17 protein-coding genes and 2 tRNA genes are annotated in these 21,852 nt (G+C 40.8%); 10 read left to right on the top strand and 9 right to left on the bottom strand.

Annotation, left to right across the window (positions count from 1 at the left end; all coding sequences use genetic code 11):
• Window positions 1-79: 79 nt before the first annotated feature.
• Both AC504W_RS18175 and AC504W_RS18170 read left to right on the top strand, forming a co-directional pair.
• Window positions 80-162: transfer RNA gene (locus AC504W_RS18175), tRNA-Tyr, on the top strand.
• A gap of 59 nt (window positions 163-221) precedes the next feature.
• A tRNA-Thr gene (locus AC504W_RS18170) sits at window positions 222-293 on the top strand.
• Between the two features lie 232 nt (window positions 294-525).
• Here the strand turns inward: AC504W_RS18170 and msrA are convergent.
• The 3 genes from msrA to AC504W_RS18155 form a co-directional block, all read right to left on the bottom strand.
• Window positions 526-1,194: a peptide-methionine (S)-S-oxide reductase MsrA gene (msrA, locus tag AC504W_RS18165; RefSeq protein ID WP_494873652.1), complete on the bottom strand. Its 669-nt coding sequence runs from the start codon at window positions 1,192-1,194 to the stop codon at window positions 526-528.
• 248 nt (window positions 1,195-1,442) lie between these two features.
• Window positions 1,443-2,681 (bottom strand): PEP-CTERM sorting domain-containing protein, encoded by a 1,239-nt coding sequence (locus AC504W_RS18160; protein ID WP_494873651.1) that lies wholly within the window; start codon window positions 2,679-2,681, stop codon window positions 1,443-1,445.
• 285 nt (window positions 2,682-2,966) lie between these two features.
• Window positions 2,967-5,231: a recombinase family protein gene (locus AC504W_RS18155; RefSeq protein ID WP_494873650.1), complete on the bottom strand. Its 2,265-nt coding sequence runs from the start codon at window positions 5,229-5,231 to the stop codon at window positions 2,967-2,969.
• Between the two features lie 88 nt (window positions 5,232-5,319).
• Between AC504W_RS18155 and AC504W_RS18150 the strand changes: the two genes are divergently transcribed.
• From AC504W_RS18150 to AC504W_RS18135, 4 genes are all read left to right on the top strand, one after another.
• Window positions 5,320-6,648, top strand: coding sequence for a proton extrusion protein PcxA (locus AC504W_RS18150; RefSeq protein ID WP_494873649.1), 1,329 nt, complete (start codon window positions 5,320-5,322; stop codon window positions 6,646-6,648).
• A gap of 66 nt (window positions 6,649-6,714) precedes the next feature.
• On the top strand, window positions 6,715-7,962 hold the full coding sequence (gene mltA, locus AC504W_RS18145; RefSeq protein ID WP_494873648.1) for a murein transglycosylase A: 1,248 nt from the start codon (window positions 6,715-6,717) through the stop codon (window positions 7,960-7,962).
• A 583-nt stretch (window positions 7,963-8,545) separates the two neighbouring features.
• Entirely contained in the window at window positions 8,546-8,989 is a 444-nt protein-coding gene (locus AC504W_RS18140) for a hypothetical protein (protein ID WP_096578640.1), read from the top strand.
• Window positions 8,990-9,180: 191 nt separating this feature from the next.
• Window positions 9,181-9,522: a helix-turn-helix transcriptional regulator gene (locus AC504W_RS18135; RefSeq protein WP_494873647.1), complete on the top strand. Its 342-nt coding sequence runs from the start codon at window positions 9,181-9,183 to the stop codon at window positions 9,520-9,522.
• Window positions 9,523-9,716: 194 nt separating this feature from the next.
• Here the strand turns inward: AC504W_RS18135 and AC504W_RS18130 are convergent, their stop codons facing one another.
• The 6 genes from AC504W_RS18130 to AC504W_RS18105 all read right to left on the bottom strand — a co-directional run bounded on the left by AC504W_RS18130 (window position 9,717) and on the right by AC504W_RS18105 (window position 17,830).
• Window positions 9,717-10,400: a polysaccharide deacetylase family protein gene (locus tag AC504W_RS18130; protein ID WP_494879378.1), complete on the bottom strand. Its 684-nt coding sequence runs from the start codon at window positions 10,398-10,400 to the stop codon at window positions 9,717-9,719.
• A gap of 73 nt (window positions 10,401-10,473) precedes the next feature.
• Window positions 10,474-12,639, bottom strand: coding sequence for a type I DNA topoisomerase (topA, locus tag AC504W_RS18125; protein WP_494873645.1), 2,166 nt, complete (start codon window positions 12,637-12,639; stop codon window positions 10,474-10,476).
• Between the two features lie 162 nt (window positions 12,640-12,801).
• A complete protein-coding gene (locus tag AC504W_RS18120) occupies window positions 12,802-14,724 on the bottom strand; it encodes an Hsp70 family protein (RefSeq protein ID WP_494873644.1) in 1,923 nt (640 codons plus the stop codon).
• A gap of 14 nt (window positions 14,725-14,738) precedes the next feature.
• A complete protein-coding gene (locus tag AC504W_RS18115; protein ID WP_494873643.1) occupies window positions 14,739-15,635 on the bottom strand; it encodes a hypothetical protein in 897 nt (298 codons plus the stop codon).
• A 235-nt stretch (window positions 15,636-15,870) separates the two neighbouring features.
• Window positions 15,871-16,248 (bottom strand): hypothetical protein, encoded by a 378-nt coding sequence (locus tag AC504W_RS18110; protein ID WP_096578627.1) that lies wholly within the window; start codon window positions 16,246-16,248, stop codon window positions 15,871-15,873.
• Window positions 16,249-16,795: 547 nt separating this feature from the next.
• Window positions 16,796-17,830 carry an NAD(P)/FAD-dependent oxidoreductase gene (locus AC504W_RS18105; RefSeq protein WP_494873641.1) on the bottom strand — a complete coding sequence of 345 codons (1,035 nt, stop codon included), beginning with the start codon at window positions 17,828-17,830 and terminating at the stop codon, window positions 16,796-16,798.
• 145 nt (window positions 17,831-17,975) lie between these two features.
• Here AC504W_RS18105 and AC504W_RS18100 point away from each other — a divergent pair, with 145 nt between their 5' ends.
• The 4 genes from AC504W_RS18100 (at window position 17,976) to AC504W_RS18085 (ending at window position 21,506) form a co-directional block, all read left to right on the top strand.
• Window positions 17,976-18,818: a YaaW family protein gene (locus AC504W_RS18100; RefSeq protein ID WP_494873639.1), complete on the top strand. Its 843-nt coding sequence runs from the start codon at window positions 17,976-17,978 to the stop codon at window positions 18,816-18,818.
• On the top strand, window positions 18,800-20,113 hold the full coding sequence (locus AC504W_RS18095; protein ID WP_494873637.1) for an O-antigen ligase family protein: 1,314 nt from the start codon (window positions 18,800-18,802) through the stop codon (window positions 20,111-20,113). Before AC504W_RS18100 ends, AC504W_RS18095 begins: the two co-directional genes overlap by 19 nt.
• Window positions 20,114-20,479: 366 nt before the next feature.
• Window positions 20,480-20,869 carry a hypothetical protein gene (locus tag AC504W_RS18090; protein ID WP_494873635.1) on the top strand — a complete coding sequence of 130 codons (390 nt, stop codon included), beginning with the start codon at window positions 20,480-20,482 and terminating at the stop codon, window positions 20,867-20,869.
• A 115-nt stretch (window positions 20,870-20,984) separates the two neighbouring features.
• Complete coding sequence (locus AC504W_RS18085) at window positions 20,985-21,506, top strand: Ycf51 family protein (protein WP_494873633.1); 522 nt, start codon at window positions 20,985-20,987, stop codon at window positions 21,504-21,506.
• Window positions 21,507-21,852 lie beyond the last annotated feature (346 nt).

The following is a 21,852-nucleotide window of genomic DNA, read 5'->3' as shown; positions in this document are numbered from 1 at the left end:
AAGGAACTTACTAAAATTTTTCCTACTCCCCTTGCTATTTTTAAAATCTGCTGCTAAGATTGTAAATCGTGGGACATACGGGTCGGTGTCCGAGTGGTTAATGGAGACGGACTGTAAATCCGTTGGTTTACGCCTACGCTGGTTCAAATCCAGCCCGGCCCACCTTAAATTTTAGATTTTGAGTTTATTCAAATTCAAAATCTAGAATTTGTCAAAAGTTCGCCCGTGTGGCTCAGTGGTAGAGCACACCCTTGGTAAGGGTGAGGTCACGAGTTCAATCCTCGTCACGGGCTTTAAAAACACTGAATAATCAATAGTTTGTAGTAGATAGTCTAAATCACTTTTAGACTTCATCAATAATCACCCTACAGGTCAAAACTTGCATAGAAGTTGCATAAATAAATGGCGTTGCTGATTAGTTGAAGGATTTTGCCGCACGCACAGGCGCAGAGAGAATTAAGTATATTAGGCTTTATCTCCTGATTCAGCAACGCCATTTTTTCCTTGGGACTACTGTCTGACTGCTTACTTCACTTCTGCTTCAAATACACCTACCGGACAAGCAACGTTTGTTCCACCTAGACCACAATAGCCGTTGGGGTTTTTGGCTAGGTATTGCTGATGATAAGCTTCCGCGTAGTAAAATTCTGGCGCATCTAAGATTTCTGTGGTGATTTCGCCATAACGTGCCTTGGTTAGTTCTTGTTGATAAGCGTTTCGTGATGCTTCGGCTTGCTGTTTTTGACTTTCAGAATAGACGTAAATTCCTGAACGGTACTGTGTACCTGCGTCGTTACCTTGGCGCATTCCTTGAGTGGGGTTGTGGCTTTCCCAAAACACTTTGAGTATTTGAGCGTAACTAATAACTTGAGGATCAAACACAACTAAGACCACTTCATTGTGGCCAGTCATCCCTGTACAGACTTCTTCGTAGGTAGGGTTGGGTGTAACTCCCGCTGCATAACCTACAGCAGTGGTATAAACTCCTGGAAGTTGCCAGAATTTACGTTCTGCGCCCCAAAAACAGCCCAGTCCAAACACAGCTTGTTCCATACCTGCGGGGAAAGGTGGTTTTAGGGGATTGTTATTTACATAGTGATGAGCAGGTACTGGCATTTCTTTTGCCCGTCCTGGCAAAGCTTCTTCAGCAGTAGGGAGAGCCAGCTTTTTTTTACCGAATCCAAATAATACCATTGGTTCTAACTCTAAGGTTTGATATACATTTTCACTGTAGTTAATATTCTAACGATTCTGGCGATCGCTACTGATATTCTGCCAAAGCCTGCGATCGCATTTTGACTCGAAGCTGATACCGTTAGGAAATGAATTATTGAACCACAGAGAACACGAACAAAATGATCCCCAACTTTCCTTCAAAAGTTAGGGAGATGAGCCGCTTGACTTTCAAAAATCAAATGGATATGGATTGCTATTTTGCCTATTTATGCACTTTTATTTAGAGAATGCGATCGCATTCTATATAACTTTCTGCCAAATCCAAGGGCTATGAACGAACCAAGGATAGTGGCTGGTTCTGGCACTGGTGCAGGTGTAGTATTTTGACTAATTGCAACTTGACGAAGTTGTACTTGACCAGTACTGGTAAAGGTTAACCCTGTAACAAATGCAGTAATGTCATTAGGATCAAGTCCTGCACTAGGTTCAATACCTAATATACGGAACCTATCTACACCGCCATCACCAAAATTAAAGGCAAAACCCCCAGCAATATCTACTCCAGAATCAACAAAATCATTTGCTGTGCTGTCAAAAGTGAACAAATCGTAGAGGTTATCTCCAATACCAGTGGGCAGAATTACAGAGGCAATGTTTGGCCCTGAATCAACAATGTAGTCGTAACCAATTGCGACTGGAGGATCGATAAACACTGGCTGAGTAGGATCAGCAATGTTAAAGTCGAAATTCCAACCACCGTCTGTAACTACTGGGAGTAAAGGATTTTCTGGAGTTGCTCCTGGTAATGCACCGTTACGGACAGCAAAAGACCAAAGACCAGGAACAGGCTCAGGAAGATTACTGGTATTTTGTAAGTTGAGAATCTCGGCAGTCCGTGAGCCAGGCAGAGTGAAGAAATTAACATTATCACCTGCATCAAAGCCTGCTTGGGCTGGAATTCCACCTAGACCATTCACACCGCCACTAGCATTTCCTGTAGTCCACTCTAAGGTTTCATAACGAAATTCAATGTCAAAGTTTCCTGCGCCTGTGTCATTACGATTGCGGAGAACTGTCTGAAAAGTGTTCAATTTATCAGATCTGTTGGAAAAGTAGCCAACATTGTTCCACGTAACAACCACTGTGTCTGAGTTGGGGGAAGCAACATAAACTTCACCGCAGGTTGTACACCGAGTATCAACATCCGACCAATATGGTGCGATGATTGGTTGGTTAGCAATGGGAAAAGGATTGGGTGTAAATTGAACTAACCGACTTCTAAAGGTGAGGTTCCCATTGTTGTTAACAAAGAAGTTATTAAAAGTGTTCCCAAAAAAGTTGATCTGAAATGGGAGGTCAAGTTGGTTTGATGAGCCATCATCATTTCTCGGAAGGGCTAACTCTCCAAAACCCGCATTACCACCAAATCCATTCAGCAAAAGACCAGCTGCTTGAGCGTTATTAGCTGTACCTATAATTACAAATGCTGCACTTAAGGCAGTCATCGATAGCCTATTCAAAAGTCTGGAGATGGTCATTAGGATGATTTCTTAAACTAACGTGGTTTTACTGAGTCATTACTCCTGCTGAATATCTGCTGTCTCTGTCACAGAATGGCAGATTGAAATCGAAGGGTTTGGGAATCCTAAAAACTGAAACTCAGTAAGAGTTTAATATTCTGTTTAAAAAGGTAAAAGATTTTATGTAAATTTTTCATGAATTGTTCAGTATTTATACGTAAAAATTCTGTAAAGCCCGGTGGATGGCTATTCTATTAAAGTTCCAGTGAACTATGAAGCCACAGATACACAAGTATGTACCAACGGTAACAGCGGCCCTAATTGTTCTTGGCCGTTGACGGCTAAATCGCTGTGACACAAATACACTTTCTCAGATACACGGGAGAGTAAATCTGTCAAAATTCTGCGTAATCTTTCTTGTTCTGTGTTTTTTTCATCTTCGGCTGTCCAAGCTTCGCCTAATCTATGTTGTAAGAATAAGGGCGCACCGAATAAGGTAGCTGCACCACCTTTTGCCCATAATGGTGAACCCGCATCTAGCCAAAAATGCCAACGGTGCGATCGCCGACTCGAACGATATTGGAAAATAGTTGCTAAGGTGACGGCTTTTCTCGATAAGCCAATAGGACGCAAGGGATAAGGATTGGCGGTGATAGTACCACGTCGCAACAATTGAATAAATTCAGCCAAAGTAGTGCTGAGTGAGGAGTCCTGAGTTAAAGATTCTAATTCTCCCCCTGCTCCCTGCTCCCTGCCCCCTGCTCCCTGCCTCCTGCCCCCTGCCCCCTGCCTCAACCTTGTATCAATTTCCCAATAATGTTGGGCAGTTTCTAGCAGTTCTCGCAATGCGGCCATTTGGTCGTAGGGGGGGTTATTGTCTTTACACAGAAAGTCTTGAATTGCTAGATACAACAGAGAAATGGGGCTAGGTATTAAACGCTGTTCTTGTTGCGATCGCTGTTTTTCAATCCACTGTAATATCTGACTATAAGCTGTGGTTGCGGCATAGCCAATTCTATCCCAGCGCTCAAAAGATGTGACTGGTAATAAATTAGGTCGGTCAGGATGAGGTACAAAGCAATAATCAGCGATTAAACCAGCACGTACTGGGTCGATGTGAGTGCTGAGTACTGAGTGCTGAGTTAAAGATTCTACTTCTCCCCCTGCCTCCTGCCCCCTGCCCCCTGCTCCCCTGCTCCCCTGCCTCCTACTCAACACTACTAACATCTCAGCAACTGCATCTCGGTCTACCAAACGCCCCAAACCGGGATAAATTAATGCCAACATGGTTAACAATGCCCTAATCATTGGTGAACTAATCAAGGGGCGTTGGTCGTTGAGTGATTCAACGGGGATGTTTTGCTTAGTGAGAATTTCGGTGATAGTATAACGAGCGATCGCATCTAAACCAGGTGCAATTATGGCAATTTCTTCTGGTTGTATTCGTCCTGATTTGATAGCTTTGCCAATGACCTCGGCTGTAGTTCGCAGCAGTTCAGCACGGGAGGTAGTTTGAATTGATTGTACTGTTGCTGGTAACTGTAACATTACCAGTGGTTGTGTAATAAATTCTACTATTGGTGTAGCTAGTTGCTCTGCCAAAGACTCTTCCACGGGTGCAAACAAAGTTTCTAAGCGACAATGCCTGGCTAAACCTTCCAAATAGTTAGGATCTGCGCCTAATCCCCAGCGGATGGCTCCATCAGGATTGTAAGTAAATGCACCAATTGCGCCATGTTCTAAAAGTGTTTCACATAACTGACGGGCTACGGCTGGATAATCATCAACATCATCAGCTAGTATGGCTTGATACCTTTGGGTCAGGCGCTCTTGGTAATGGCGATCGCTTAACAAATGCTGAGAGTAGAGTTCAGTTATAATCCCATAAGTGAGTAGGCCTCGCTCTAAACACCAGTTACGCCAATCTAGCAGCAAAGATGCCAGAAATTCCGGCTCTAGATTTATGCCATTTTCCTCTAAACCTTTTTGCAAAACCTCTGCAATTCCTTCACAGGGTGTGCCACTATAAGCAGCTAGTTGCAATAAATCCAAAATCCGCCGCACTAAACGGTATTCATTCACTCCCACCCGACGCAATACTTCTGCATCTAATTGCTCACGCCAGAGTTTTGTTGCTAATTCCTGTTCCGTTTCTGGGCGTAATCTTACCGGAAATTGTGCCTTGAGATGCAACAACTCAATTAGTAAAGGCCAAAATAAAATAACTTCATCCTGAAAAAAACCTAATGGAGTTTTAGCACGAATAGGGTATTTTCCTAAAGTTTTTGTAACAATTTTGTCAGATAATTCTCGACGATTGTCATCATTGGCAGCTAAGACCAAAACTCCTGGTTCTGTTTGCTTCAAACCTAAAGGTTTCGAGATGGAATTGTCTGATTTTTTTCCGGCTTTTTTAGTATAAAATAATTCAAAGTTATGATTTTCTATTTGCAGCCAACGACAAAAATGTTCTACTAAACGAGTTGTCTTACCACTGCGGCTATTGCCGACAATCCAAACAGAATGCGAAATCACAAACTTTCTCCTTCTAGATTTGGTTAGTATATCTTGTGCGTTAACTTAGGGTTAAGAATCACTAGAAAAGGCTGGATAATTGCCTAAAATGAATAATTTTGTTTTTACTCAAAAAATTTACTCTTACTTACTAGCTGCTTACCGTTGGTACTTATTAACGCCACAGCGTTCTCTTGATGAGGCTTATCAAGCAGCGTTACAAATTAAATCCATAGAAGATGAGCATTTCAACGGACAGAAGATAGACGCTGACTCAAGCAGCTACAGCAGCAGCATGATGGATTATTTTGAGTTAGATCTAAAAAAACAATTAAAAATTGCCCGGATGCGCTTGACGGAATTTCGAGCCAGCCGTTGGTTTTCTAACGAATCTAATCAAAAAGCAGCCCGAAAAACCGGGATAGAATATCCCAGTGCTGACATCATTTTAGAAAAGTTAAGATTTATTGATGAAGTCATATCAAAATATACTGTAGCTGATATTGAGATTAATTCTGCAATAGTTACCCAACCACAAATAGTCAAAGTTGATGAGGTCGCTACACAAAAATCACCTGCTCCATTGACGACACCATCAGCCAATAAAAATATAGAACAAAAACTAAAACCACGGCGAAAAGCTGATACAACAGGTGTATTGCCGCGCTCGATTTTAGGTACAATTAGTCGTTTACAAGTTGAATTAGACCCTAATTCAGAGCAAGATGTTGTTCAAAGTTTTCGTCAAGCTCAAAGAAGAACCATTATATCGATCAGATTTATATTATTACTAATTATTGTACCTCTTTTAGCGCATCAACTATCAAAAACTTTGATTGTTGGGCCATTAATTAGTCATTTTAGACAAGATGAAACAGCCAATGTCTTTATCAATTTTGAAATGGAAGAAGAAGCTCTGGCAGAATTACAAAGATTTGAGGAAAGACTTAAATTTGAGAATTTAATTGGTCTGACACCAACGCTGAATCCAGAAGCAATAGAAGATAAACTGAAAGAAAAAGCAGCAGAAATTGCTGAAGAATTTCGGGGCGAAAGTGCTAATGCAATTAAAAACGTTTTTGCAGATATTTTCTCGGTAGTTGCTTTTGTGTGGTTGCTGCTGGTTAGTAAGCAATCTATTTCAGTACTAAAAGATTTTTTTGATAATCTTGTTTATGGCTTAAGTGATAGTGCTAAGGCATTTATTATTATTTTGTTTACCGATGTATTTGTAGGATTCCACTCTCCCCACGGCTGGGAAGTAATTTTAGAAGGGATATCTCGTCATTGGGGTTTACCTGCTAATCGAGATTTTATCTTTTTGTTTATTGCGACATTTCCAGTAATTTTAGATACGATTTTTAAATACTGGATATTCCGTTACCTTAACCGGATTTCGCCTTCGGCTGTTGCAACTTACCGCAATATGAATGAGTAGGTGGGGGAGTTAGAAGTTGGGACAAAGAAATAGGGCAATTATTAAATACTCAGCACTTTGTCATCAATGAAATATAGATTAGAAACTATCCTCAGTCTACCAATCATTATGTTGAGTTTTCTGGTGGGGATGCAGCCATTGGGATATCGAGAACTGAGTTCACCAGGATGTCGAGTGAAAAAATGGGATATCCCAGAGTCTTTACAAAACACCCAGCAAGTTCTGATTCAAAGATCGCCTGTTAGTTGTTGTCAAGATGATCTCTCATGTCTCGATCAAGTTTTATATCAACCAGAAAACAATCAATTAGCAGATAAACAAGCCCTAATTACTTCTATCGATCGCAGTTTACAATATTTGCAAACATCACGAGCGATCGCCGCTTATCAAAAATATCCAGTCACGGGAATTACCCGCGATCGCATCATCAAAAGTTTAACCAGATTCCGCCAACTCCTGCTCAAATCTCAATCTGCTAAAGAATTACATCAAGCCATCGAACGAGAGTTTGTTTATTACCAATCTGTTGGTAAAGACGAAAAAGGTACAGTTTTATTTACCGCTTACTATGAACCACTGTATATTGCCAGTCGCTCTCCCACAGCGGAATTTCGCTATCCGGTTTATCGATTACCTCCTGATTTCAACTCCTGGCCGCAGCCTCATCCTACCCGCTTAGAATTAGAAGGTGCTGATGGCTTACAAGGAGCGTCAGGAAAATTGCGCGGATTAGAGTTATTTTGGTTCCGCGATCGCCTGGAACCATATATGATTCAAATTCAAGGTTCGGCGCAGCTACAATTGACCGATGGAACTAAAACAACTATAGGTTACGCAGGTAATACAGCTTATAACTATAAAAGTATTGGCAGAGAACTAGCCAATGATGGCAAATTGCCTTTACAGGGGATGACAATGCCTATTATCCTCGACTATTTTCAACAGCATCCCCCAGAATTAAATATATATATCCCCCGTGATCCTAGTTTTGTGTTTTTTCAAGAAAACCACGGCGCACCAGCCCAAGGTTCAATTAATGTAGCACTCACACCAGAACGCTCAATCGCTACAGATAAGTCTCTCATGCCTCCCGGTGCTTTAGCTTTAATTCGCGCGGCTTTTCCTTTTATCACGACTAACGGTGAGATGGAACATCAGATTGTTAGCCGTTATGTGCTTGATCAAGATACAGGTGGAGCAATTAAAGGCGCAGGTAGAGTGGATTATTTTTTGGGTACTGGGAAACTAGCAGGCGATCGCGCTGGCGTTACTGTTAGCAATGGACAATTGTATTACTTGTTACTCAAGCCTTAAAAAACTAGACACTATAGCCATATTCACTGGCGTTAAGACAGTTTTGATTGTTCAAAGCATTAAAATTATTGGGTTCTTACTCAGCACTCAGCGAGAACTTGTGTTGAGCAAACTGTGGAGATTCAGCAGCATTTTGCTATAAATAGCAAAAAAATTTTCAGCCTGGAACTCATCAAATCATCTGCCGTCATTTTTGCTAATAGTCAATATTTAGACAGAGCAATGTTAAAGCTTGCTTTTATTTTATGCGTATTTAAGTTGATTGTGATATGAAATGGATTGCTTTTCTTTTTTTATAGTTTTATCACAGATAAGTTACTTATCTTAATATTTTGCCAAAACAAAAGGAAAATCAAATCTGAAATAATGATTAATTCCCTTGTATTTGATGATGTAAGTTTAAGTTCCAGTTACTACGACTAATGCTCGTTTATATTAGCAGCACCTTTATTCTGAATTTTAGCGATCGCGGGTTAACTACAAAAACTCAGTGCTGACTACGCTTCACTGTTAGGGGAGCATATTGAATGGTTACTAACCACTTCTTAGCTGCATTTATCCAGTCCATCATTGGGAGTTGAAAGTGTTCAGGATTTTAGTTGATGCCGATTTAATCTTAGATGCTTTGATAAATCGCCACAAATTGACAGAAGATGTCAGAGAATTACTCGACGGGGTGCATCCATCAATTAAGTTGTATTTAACAGATATTGGCTGGCAAAAAATAGCCGCTTACACTAGTCGCTTGCAAAACAGTCAAATTGCGGAGATAGTTATTGATTGGTTGCGCGAAAAAATTCACATTTGTATTGTTGACCAGCAAATTTTGCAACTAGCACGCTCGTTACCCTTGAGAGATTTTGAATCTGCTGTAGAGTTAGTTTGTGTCAGTGATCAATTGCTAGATGCGATCGTTACCCATACACCAGAGGATTTTGTGGAAGCACCAAATCAGCTATGGGTTTGGTCAGTTAGCGACCTGTGGTTGCGAGCCGATTTAGAAAGACAGTTACAAAAGTGTCTTTGATTGCTTAATAGTCAAGGTCAATAGTACTGAGTAAAACATATTCTCCCCTGCATCCTGACACTCTTACTGATTCTAGTGCCAATTTTTCAGGAAGATGGTTGAAAATAAAGTTTTTTTAGGGATTTTCTAGGCGCAGGTTTTTTTTGGTGCTAGGATCTAGCACTATATATTGAGATAAAAGTGCTGTAGCTGTGAAACAAAAGCCAAAACCGAGGATTGCTTTGCTTCGTGAGAGAGCAGGGCTGACCCAGCTTGAATTATCGCGTCTTGTTGGCGTAACTGAAAGCACTATTCAAAACTGGGAAAGCGGCAGAACTGGGACAGACCACATTGAAAGAATCATTAGGTTCTGCAAGGCCTTAGATTGCCAAGTAGAAGACCTAATAGAATATGTGAATGAACCATTAGAAGAACCTGTAGTGAAACCAAGTTCTATCAACGAAATACATCAGATATTGGGAACTGAAGCAGCAGCTTCAACCATAAATTCTGAAAGTGAAGTTACTCAAAAGCGTCAAGCCACGAGTAGCTAACATAGCTCTTAAGTAAATTCCCTGGACTAACCGATAGATAATCTCTCAAAAGTATTTGGCAAGAGATAATCTGTCGGTAATTTTCAAGTATTCAATTTTAATTAGTTTGATTGTATAGCAGAAGGCAGGAGGCAGAAGGCAGGAGGCAGGAGGAAAAGTCTTATTATTCCTGGCATTCCAGCTTTCAAATTGTCCTAACATATCTGACTACTGCTGTATCTCCATAAATTATCTACTGTTACAAACTGGTAGCCTTGTTGTAGTAATTGGGGAATCAAGACTTCTATTGTTGCAGCTACGTCTTGTCCGCCACACACACCATCATGTAAAACAATGAGTGAACCATTTTGTACTTGTTGGTTGACTCGCTGCACTACAGTGGTAATTCCCGGACTGATCCAATCTTCTGGTACAACACTCCACATTACCGGACGGTAATTCCATTGAAGGAATAAATTTAAAGTTTTTGGTGTAAATAAACCATTGGGAGGCCGAACATCGCGTACTTGTTCGGGTAGGAGGTTACAACTATCGTAGATAGCCGCTTGGGTTTTTGCTAAACTTTCTTTGAGTTCATTGGGGGTAAGTAAAGGAAAGGAACGATGATCGTAACCATGCAATCCAATCCAATGGCCGCGATCGCACACTGCTTTAGCAACCTCTGGTGAACGGTTGACACAAGCACCCAACCAAAAAAAACTGGCGGTAATATTGTAGCGGTCTAAAACTTGTAATACTTGGCGGGTGTATTGGGGATGGGGGCCATCATCAAAAGTCAGTGCGATCGCTTTGGAGTTGCGATCGCCACACCAAAGACAATTAGGAAAACTCGGTTGAAGAATCCGATAAATAAAAGGGAAAAAGGGAGCAAACTGCATTACCAATTTTTTTGTAGCTTCCCCTAGTCTAGCTTTAGAATTTTGGGTGTAAGGGTGTAGGAGTATAAGGGAATTATTTTCCCTCTGAGTTCAACTCGCCAAACTTCGGACTCCACCAACCTTTGGCTGTACTAAAATAAGCCACATCTTTATGCTTCTTATCTTGACGAGATGCAGCAGAACAACGCAGCATGGTTTTATTTTGTCCATCTTTGGTGTAGCTATACTCTTCTAGTGGTTTTTTACAGACTGGACAGGGATATGAGCTTAACTTAGCAGGCGGTTGGGAGTGATTTTCTGGTTTGGTTTCTTGGGTGCGTGGTGGTTGCCAAGATTTGCTGAAGTCACTCCAAAATAGGACTATATTTGCACAGCCACTGGTGCATTTGAGGAAATATTTTTTCTTGACCTTGCTGCTGGGAATTTTAGCGAGAAAATTATTACATTCAGGACAGCGAGTTTTAGAAGTATCATATTTGCGTTCAGCTACTGATGTTTTGGCACTTGATGGAGTTATAACAACAGTTTTGGCTTTTATTAAAGCTGGGACGAAGTAATTTTTATTCCAACTTGTTAAGTATTGCTGCCACCCTTGTTTGCCTGCGGCGATCGCATCGAGGGCGCTTTCCATTTTGGCTGTGAACTCTGCTTCTAGTAAATCTGGCAAAGCTTTCTGCAAAAAATCGTCCACTTCTAGCCCTAAAGCTGTGGGTTGAAGATTACCCTTGATTAACTCCACATAACCCCGCTTTTTTAAAGTAGCGACAGTAGGAGCGAATGTACTAGGACGACCGATACCTTTGCGCTCCATGAGTTGTACTAATTTCGGTTCACTGTAACGAGGTGGCGGCTGAGTCTGTTTTTTCTCCGAATTCGCATTCTCTAGAGTTAATGCTTGTCCCTGCTGAACCAGAGGTAACACACTATCTTTGCTGAGGTTATTCCAATAACGAGCGTAACCGTAAAATTCGACTACTTGGCCTCTGGCTTGCCATAACAAGGAACCAGAGTGTGTGATAATCTGAGTCTTGCAGAGTTGAGCAGCCCGACATTGAGATGCGATCGCTCTTTTCCAAATCATCACATACAAGTCAAATTCTTCAGCAGGTAATTCTTGACGTAGCTGGACTGAGGGACGAAACACATCGGTAGGACGAATCGCCTCATGAGCTTCTTGGGCTGTTTTAGCGCTACGATGCTTGGCAATTTGCTGTGGTACATTCTGCGGATCATGTTCTTCCAACCACTGACGAGCCGCAGCGCAGAACTCAGGACTTAACATTACTGAATCTGTTCGCATATATGTGATTAACCCAGCCTCATACAGCTTTTGGGCTAAAACCATCGTTTTGTCGGGAGCTAATTTCAGCTTGGAACCGGCGGCTTGTTGCAGAGTGGAAGTAATAAACGGTGGTGGTGGTTGACGATAAACAGTTTTACCTTCAACATGAACTACTTGATGGGGATGCTGACGTGCTTCTTCAACTAAGCGTGTAGCTTCTGCTTCCGAAAGAACCCGCTTAGATTCTGGCGCTTGGGTGCTATTACCCGCTGCATCATCGTGGGTTTCCGTTTCTGATTCTGGCGCATCACTGAGAGAATTGGTTGTACCTTTGTAAAAAGCCCGGAATCCTTCAGCGTAGTCTACCCACACACTCCAATAGTCTTGGGGTACAAAGGTGACAATCTCCCGTTCTCGCTGACATATTAGGTGCAACGTCGCACTTTGCACTCGCCCGACACTCTTCGCACCATTGTTTAACGCCCAAACCAAGGGACTACCTTTGTAACCAACAAGTTTATCGAGACAATCGCGGCAAAGTCCAGCACCGACCAAGTTAGAATCTAGTTTGCGCGGATTAGCGATCGCACTTCGTACCGCCGATGCTGTAATTTCACTATAAATAACTCGTTTTGGTTCTCGCAATCCCAGCACTTCTTTTAAATGCCAAGCAATTGTTTCACTTTCCCTATCTGGATCTGTGGCGAGAACAACTTCATCAACCTGCTTACTAACTGCCTTTAGCTGCTGGATAGTTTCTTTAGAGCGTTGGTCACGCGGTACATAGTTGCACTGGACGTGACCATCATCAATGACGAAACCTAAAGAATCTTCCCCCGTATTACTCAGTTCGCGGATGTGTCCACAACTAGCCCGCACAATCCAATCAGCACCCAAAATCTGACTGAGCTTTTTGACTTTCCCAGGAGATTCAACAACTAGAAGGCGTTTCGGCATAGATGCTTTTGATAACAGAGATTCTAGTCTTTGATATAGTAATACGATTTGATTGCTGAACTATCAATCAGCACGCTCTACTTCAAAAAATGCAATAAAATTAAACTCCTTCTCCCCTCCGCGCCTCTGCGTGAAACAAATTCATCCCGTATTTTTACTTTATTATTGAATTAGAATAATCGCCTCTTGAACTTTCGTTGCCAGGGCTTTTTGTAGACCTTGTTCAACTTTCTCAGTGAGTTTTTCAAAAGCGGCTTGATTTGTTGTTAGTTGTTCTCGAAATACATTTTCTAATTCTGGTTTTATTTGAATGCACATATCTGCAATTTTCTGATCGTTCATCAAACTAGAACGAATCCAACTGGGGATATCGATATTTTTCTTGATTGTTTCTTGGACAGTTTTGCGATTGAGTTCCATACCTGCGGCCATGACTGAAGCACCGTAGACTAATGCGATCGGCCAGGTTAAGTGTCCTGTAAGAATCAGAGTAATGATACTAGCAACAGTACCACCACCAATCACAACGTTGACGATAAATGCCACTGTGTCAGCTAAAATAGCATCACCAATTCGTAGTTCGGGGTTGACAAAAGCTGGTTCGATGCTATCTTCAAACCTTAAACTACTTCTGGGTATCTGAAACTTGCGGCAGATAGGGTCTGTTTCTGCTGCTAAGTCTGGTTGAATTTTGTTGTTAAACCAACGAATACATTGATTGTTAATTATTTGCTGGGCGACATTACCTTTTAACCACTCTTGTGCGCGATTTTTCATTGATGTTTCCAAATCAGCCAGAGTGCGAATTTTATTTTTTTGCCAGTCTTTTACTCCTGGTCTGACGGCGTGATCAATCAAGTTTTCTGCTAATGGTTGAGTTAACAATTCAACTAACTCTGGGATATGCCTACTAATTAGTTCTTTGAGTTTTTGAGAATCCAAAAGTTGATTCACTTCTTGTTGGAAAGCCGCCGCCCGCAGATCCCATCTTCCAACTCGCGCTAAACCCAGTGCAATGCAGCGTTCTGGTTCAGGATCGGGGCGGAGTTGGCTTTCAGGTTCGGGAAACATTTGCTGACAAATTTGATGGGTAAATTTCATCCGCGATGCACCACCAGTCATCAGCACTAATTTTGGGGTTGTCTCAAGTTGTTGTAGCTTGGTTTTGGCTTCGCTGACAGCATTATGAAATGCTTGAATCCAACTTTTATTTCGTAGTTCGGGTAAAGGTTGGTGTAGAATTTCCTCCATCATCAATTTGTTGACTTGGGGGATAAAATAGATTTGTTCGTTGATGGATTCAAAGCCACGGGCAAAAGATTGCGGGTCGTTATATAACTGTTCATTAGAAAAATAATCTTCTTTGGCTTTGCGACAGGCTAATTCACAACGTGCTTGGTGATGGGGATATTCTTGAAATACTTTTTCGAGTAATGGTTTTTGCTCATGTTTATCAAGAGTCCGGGCAAAAATTGCTTTGTCAATTAAGGATGCACCTAAAGCATTACTACCAAAATCTAACGGAATTTCATGTAAGCTTTTTACCAGTGTAAAATCTGTGGTTGAAGAGCCAATATCCACAATTAGCACCGATGCTAGGAGTTTCTCATACTCCAACTTTCCGGCTTCTTTGGCCTGCATAAAAGCCGCACGGGATTCGGGGATGACGTTGAGGTGGGGAATACCAGCCTCTTGAAGTAGTTTTTGATATGCTTGGCGATCGCTCACAGACCATCCTGAAGGACAACCAATGTAAAAATAACTACTTTCCTCGCCTTCTATTTGTTTGCTTTCTTGGAGTTTGTGGTAGTAAGTAGCGAGAAAAGTGGAGATTGTTTTTCTGTAATTTGCATCGTGGTTGGGTTTTTGCTTGAATGATATTGTCAGTTGAGTAACGCCAGCTTGAATTAAGGCTTGTTCCCCTACTAAATAACCAAGTTTGGGATGCCAACCTAAAGCGGTAATTTGGTTTTTCTTGTTATTAATTTCTAGCATTTGGGGCGGTTCGATGCTTTCGACTATGGCTTTGGCTACGGCTGTCTCACCATGTCCCAAATCAAAACCGATTGTTTCTAAAATTCTCATACTTTTATTGTCTGCTATTCTCTCGCCTCGGAGTATGCTGGCTCAATTACTCGACCACGCCGGAGTAAGCGATCGCCTTTTAACAAGGCAGGTGTGATGGTAACGTAATCTTTGGTGTTTGGGTCGATGCTCGGCTCAAAATCAAAATACTCCCGTTCACTTTGGGGTGCTTGCTGTTGGTAAAGTTGAGCGCGAATTCCTTGAGACATTAAAATTTGGGGGAGGAGTTTTGTTAAGGCGATCGCCATTTGCGGTTGTTCGAGAAATGATGCACCCATCAGCCTTTGAAGAAAATTCAGTAACTCTGGTAGTTCTTCTAAAGTGCGATCGTCTTCTAGTTTGTTTCCTTCGGCAAATCTAGCCACTGCTATGTCAATAGTATTCAGTGCATCGGCTAAGTTATCTAAAAGCAGTTTGCTATCCACTCGCAGCACTGGTTGGGGTGTCTCTAATGATTCCGTAGAGGTAACATTACTCTTGTCCAGTTGCAGCACAACTTCTAAACCGAGAAGCAGTGAAGTTAGTAATATACCCATCCACGCACTCAGGGTAATTTTCGTTAACGAAAATAAAGAGCCGAAAATACCTATATAAATAAGTGCTTTGAGCAGTTTTAGGATGACTCTGTTGGGGTCAAAATTTGCTGCTAGGTTAGTAATTGGCTTTTGCTCTTTTGGAATAACTTGAGACTGGTTAACCACAGTCAAAGTAGCGATTGACTGTCGTAGCATATCTAAAAAAAATGATGCTAAACGTACTTGAGTTAAATTTAGCTCGCTAATATAAATTCTTTCTAAATTATCAAGTCGATTTTGAACGAGCTTAACTATTTGTTCAACACTAGTTATATTATCAATCTCTATCTGTAGTTGGTTACGTTCTGCGTTAAACAGTGTAGTTATAGTTTTCATTGGTTAAGTTTACTAATCGCACTTCACCCTTTATAAATTTAGCTTATAGCGATTCCCTGATTGCCAGAAAAATTAACTCCCGATGGATAGACCTAGAAAGGCTATATCCGTGAAAAGCTAAAAGCTAAAAGTAAGGAGTAGCAATAACTCCTTACTTTTAGCCTTTTAACTAGTTATAGATTATCAGAACTTACGTTTCAAGGTTAACAACTAAGACAAAGTGTAAAAATCATATTCAACCAAACCATTGAGAAGGTTCACAACCAGGCTCAACTGTACCGCTTAAATGATGATTAATCCAAGCTGATTTATCTTGCATAATTGCAAAAATGCCTTGATGAATTAAGTTTTGTAAATGTAGTTTATGCTCTAATGGACTACGGGGAAATTTTTGCTCTATTGGACAATCTTTGATGATGTTTTGTAGCGGAAATTCTCGGTCAAATTCCTCGTTATAAAAACAGGGAATGCGGCTAATCACGAAATTAATCAGTTCTTGACGTAATTCAGGAATTACAAAGGTTTCTTGATAAGGATGATATGAGTATGTGTCTAATACACTGCCAATTTCTCTGACTACTGATTCGCGTGTTAAATTGACTACTGTTTTCATAAGTTTTTATCTCCTTTTAAATACGGTTGAGTCTTCTTTGAAAGAATTGATTCTTGAAAGACTCACTGAATTTTGCTCATCAGCCAAAAATACTTAGCCCAAATTGGTTTTTATACCCGACTTTTTACTTTTATATCGGTACAAAATTCGACATTTAGATAGAGTCGTTTAAGTTAAATTTTATACTTTAAAGCTCTGATCTATGTCTATAAATTCCCACTAAATAGTACAGTACCGAAACTTTATATCCACAATGCTAATTATTTCAAATTTCTATTTTTTTGGCGAAAATCTACACAAAACGCATCATAATCATTAGGGGATCAATTTTAATTTTTTATTAACAACATCCTTGAGACGGAAATATTCAAGGAAGTAAAACTTGCTAAGTAATTTACATTACTTATTGATTGATTACCTATTGTCTCTAAATAATTTTTTATTAAACTCTATGTATTAAAAAAAACAAATTATTGAGGTAGAAGTGTAGCAAATCCTGAAAAAAAGACCTGGCTACGCAGAGCAACCAGTCTAACGATAGATGTAATTAAAAGGTAAAAATTTTGAAAAAGTTCACACTAGTGAGAGTTAATTGATGCAGATGATGATTAATTGCAACGGACGCGGCCAGTCCAGAAAGCATTGCGCCTTCAACAAGATTACCGCCGCACCAATCACCACAACAAACCAAAGGTAGGGAAGTATTGGCAGATAAAACAGTTTCTGGCCAAGGATGACTAGGAAAGGCATAACGCCAACGATGTACTTGCAGCCATAAGGGTGTTTCTAACCAAGGAAGCGCTAGAGTTTGGGCGGCTTGCTGCAACATTTTTTGTCCTACAGGTTGTAAATCTGTGGTTTCTAGATGTTGTTGGGCAAAATTGGCACTGCTTTGGACGACAAATACAGGTTGTTTTGGCTGGGGGCGCTTACTACTATCTAAACCAATCCATCCCAAAATGGGATCATTGGTAAAACTTTGGGCTTGCCAATCTGGTAGGAGTAGGGAATCAGCAGGATAGCCAGCGATCGCACTGATACAAGGCGCAAATTCCACCGCCCGCAGGTTATTTAAAAAGTCTGTTCCTAATAAATTTTCTCCCAAGGGTTCTAACAACATCACAGCTTGGGGTGCAGGAATCGCCAGCACAAGAGCTTTAGCCGTGATTTCTTCATGACTAGATTCGAGAATTAACCGCCAAGCATTTTCGGGAGTTGGATGAATCGCCATCACCCGTTGATTTAATAACACATCCAAACCTTGAGCCAAAAATTTAGCGATCGCACTCATCCCCGCAGGTGCAATATAACGCGGTGCAGCGTTGGGGAGTTCGTGATGATTCCACACTGTGATAATTTGGCGATCGCGCAATAAATCGACAAACTCTTGGAAAAATTCACCCTGGGGTTTCAGATAACACGCCCCATGATCTGCCCAAGTTTCATGCAGGCGACGGGTAGCGACTCGTCCCCCCAAACCACGGGACTTTTCTACAACTAACACCGAATATCCCGCTTGCTTTAACTGCTGGGCGCAAACTAAACCCGCCATGCCAGCACCAATCACTGCAACATCTATCATTAGTTAATAGTCCTGAGTCTTGAGTCTTTGGTTATTATCCAATGACAAATTACAGATGGTGAAGGATAAAAAGACTACTAAAGACCGCCAAACGCTAATAGTAGAATAAAGTACAGATAAGCTGCACGGAAGGGAGGAAGGAACATTGGATGAACTCAGGGCGGCCTTAGAACTAGCAACCGATGATGAATTGCAAGATTTAACAGCAATTTTATTTAGTCGAAAGTTCAATCCCCTAGATTATGTTCAGACACCTGAACCTATCGAAATTCAAAGCCAGAGCCGCCAAGCTTGGTTAGACTCACTAGAAGAGCGTTTTCGGTTTTTGGCAGCGGATGGGGTAACAGTATTGCGCGGACGTACAAACCAAGTAACTTACCGCCAAGCGCTAATTCAAGTTTGTAAATATTTAAAAATTCCTTATTCCCATCAGTTAACAACTGTTGATTTAGAAGCAGAAGTATTTTTACATCTGCTTGGGCAAGTATGGAAAAAACTGCCGGAAAAAGAAAAACAAAAATTGACTGTCAAAGTACAGCGTCATTTGGTGAAAACAGAACTTAAAGAACCTCTACCAATCATGTTGCAACGTGACCCCTTGGGATTACTTTTTAAGGGTGGTAGTGCTTTAGCTGTAACTTCTGTCATTCAACCATTTATCCTCAAACAAATTGCTCAACAATTTGCCATACACTTTGCTACTTATCAAGTAGCGAAACAAGCCACAATTACAGGTTCAACAGTAGCAAAAACCCAGTTTGAAACATACTTCGCCTTGCAAATGGCGCGACGAGGTATGACGTTGAGTGCAGCGCGTTATGGAGCAGTTCGCACAATGTTTGCCTTTGTCGGCCCAGCTATGTGGACTTGGTTTTTGGCAGATTTAGGTTGGAGAGCGATCGCCACTAATTATGGTCGCATTATCCCGACTATTTTTGCCTTAGCACAAATTCGTCTCACTCGCACAGAATGTTGGGAGCCAGCTTGAAACTTGCTTTTGATCATCCCAACCCGCAAAGCCAATTTGCTTGGAATTCTTGCCAAATTGGGCTATTAATTTTTCCCCTTGCGCCGTTTTTAGGGTTTGTGGCGATGGCTTTGGCAGCTTTAATCACTTGGCTGCAACAATATCGCACAATTATTCGCCGCCCAATAAATCGGGGATTTGCCCTGTTTACTTTATTCCTGGTAATTACGTCAGGATTTGCAACAAATAAAACCGATGCTTTTTTAGGTTTATTTAATTTAGTACCTTACTTTTTTGTTTTTGCCGGCTTAAATAGTTTAATTCAGACTATTGCTCAATTGCGCCACATAGCTTGGATTTTGGTAATTGGTGCTGTACCAGTAATCATTATGGGCTTTGGACAATTGTTTTTAGCCTGGGCTTTAAAATTACAGTTTTTGTGGATTGTTTTAGATTGGGCGATCGCACCTGGAGGAGAACCGCCAGGGCGAATGGCGGCTTTATTTATGCACGCCAACCTATTGGCCTCTTATTTAGCGATCGTCTTTACTGTAGGGTTGGGGCTATTGCTAGAACAATGGCAATTAAAAAAGAAAAAAAATTACCAATTCTATTTTCTTACCCTGACTGTAATTGCCAGTTTTGCCGCCTTAATTTTAACTAACTCGCGCAACGGATGGGCGATCGCCATAATTGCCTGTTTAGCTTACGCACTATATCAAGGTTGGCGCATCTTGGTTGGTAGCGTTGTTGCTGTTGTAACTACCATTCTTTTGGCAGCTTTTGCCCCTTCCCCCATTGCCCAAATTTTTCGCCGCGTTGTCCCGGCTTTCTTTTGGGCGCGGTTAAACGATGAAATGTATCCAGATCGACCAGTTGCTTTAATGCGAAAAACTCAGTGGGAATTTGCTTGGTCTTTAGCACAACAGCATCCTTTCACTGGTTGGGGTTTACGTAGTTTCTCCGCACTCTACAAAGCCAAGATGCACATTGATTTAGGTCATCCTCATAACTTGTTTTTAATGCTATCGGCGGAAACGGGATTTCCTACTACTCTTGTGTTTTGTGCTTTACTAGCTTGGATATTAATTGCAGGCATTCAATTTTTGCGCCAATCCAATTATTTACCTAAAACCGATAAGTTAATATTCTTCAGTTATCTTTTGGTATTTGGGCAATGGATACTATTTAATACAGTGGATGTCACTTTATTTGATTTTCGAGTGAATACACTCTCCTGGTTATTTTTATCAGCTATTTGTGGAGTTGTATTTCACTCTCATCAAAATCACAAGCTTTCGGCAAATGAAAACTAGTACAACAAGTCTGAAGGGTGAAATAAATGCTCTTGTCTAGCCTATTTGTGTTGGATACTTGATTTACGCCTGTACTATCTATATAAGCAATTTTGCTCAAAAATAGCATTTAATTGCTTGCATTATTTTACGTGGTTACACTGTCGGCATTAGCAATTATTAGTTAATAAAATTACAGGTAAGTGTGGTTAATTTGTGATCATTCATAAATTAACCACTGTTGCTGATAGTTGGGAAGGTGTAAGGACAACCCTTTTGGGGGTTTCCTACATGACGGGCATCTAATCTTTAGATGCCCTTTTGTATGTTTTATTTTTTATCAGTTAAGCACTATTTTTTAATTTCATTCAAGATGGACAATATTATATGAAATTACCTTTTCAGGGATTTGCATTATTAACGATTGCATCAAGTTTACTGATGATTAATTTTGGTATTTCTTTACCTGCTCAAGCTGCAATTTCTTGTGAACCAGGTACTGTGGTTTATTATCCAAATAATTCTTTGGCAACTTGTTTGCTTGCTCAGAAGATGAATGTTCAAGTTTCTAGTCCTGTTGCCGGAACATCTAATTTTCCTTGCAAAGCCAGAAGTTATATTGTGTTTGATGAAAAAGGACAGTTTACTAGCTGTGAACTTTCAGAAAAAATTCAAATTAGAAACGGTAATTTAGTCGAGACTTGTCTAGCAGAATATAGAGTACAGTTCGCAGTTTCAGATCAAGGTGTTGTCTCTATTACTTGTACACCCTCCTAAGATTCTGCCGAGTAGAGTTGCACAATAACTAGAGAAGAAACAACAGCATAAGTGTAAGTACTCGGTAAAATGGGTGTGTCTGTAAAATGTGAAGACACCCAAGTAGCCAATCTGTATGTTCTCAACAGCTGATTTTCTTCAATTCACCCAATGGTCGGGTATTGCCACATTAGTATTTGCTGTCTTAGCAATACTGTCTTTTGTTTTTAAGTGGGGCATCCGCTTTCGGCTGGTAGGTACAACTGGCTTTATGCTGGTGCTAACAGGCGGGTTATTTGCACTTTCTTTAGTACCGTTAAGTCGGACAGTGATTCCCGGAGCCGGAAAATTTACCCTGGTTTATGATAATGGTGCGACACAAGCCGTAATTGCTATTTCACCAGCTATTTCCCCCTCACAGTTAGAGGCTACCCTGCGTCAAGCGGCTAATAATTTATATTCCTATGGTCGTTTGGGTAATCGAGGCAACAATTATCTAACGATTCGCGCTCGTACCCTGATACACCCAGAACCTGGGGTTTCTGTACCACTTTATCTTGGTCAAATCAAACGTTCTCTAGATTCACGGGAAGATGCGGAGATAGCAGTTGAGATTTATACAGATAAATTTGCTCAATTGCCAAAACCTACTGCTTAACCAAGCTCAAGAGTTACGCAGATGTAGAAAGGTGTAGGGGTTATATATCATGTGCTAACTAGCTCGGATCTCGATCATACCTGTTAGTTTTTTCACTTACACCCCTACACCCAAAAGCATCGCGTTTTTGAGATTGTTTCCGTTTTCATTAAATTTATAAGTATATTCTCTATTAGCAAAATCATAATTTTGTGTTCAAGAAGACATTAATTTTTTTTGTATTTGACTATACAATAAGGATTATTTTTGGATTAAGATAATACTTACCAATTCCATCAATGGAAAAATTCTTAGTAGGTGCTGGTCGTAAGTGATAGTGAGTTTTGTTGATAGGCGGCAGCCTTCT

This window comes from Nostoc sp. C96 (genome assembly GCF_059384975.1).
The sequence above is the reverse complement of the archived record's forward strand: the minus strand, read 5'-3'. Positions and strand labels throughout refer to the sequence as shown.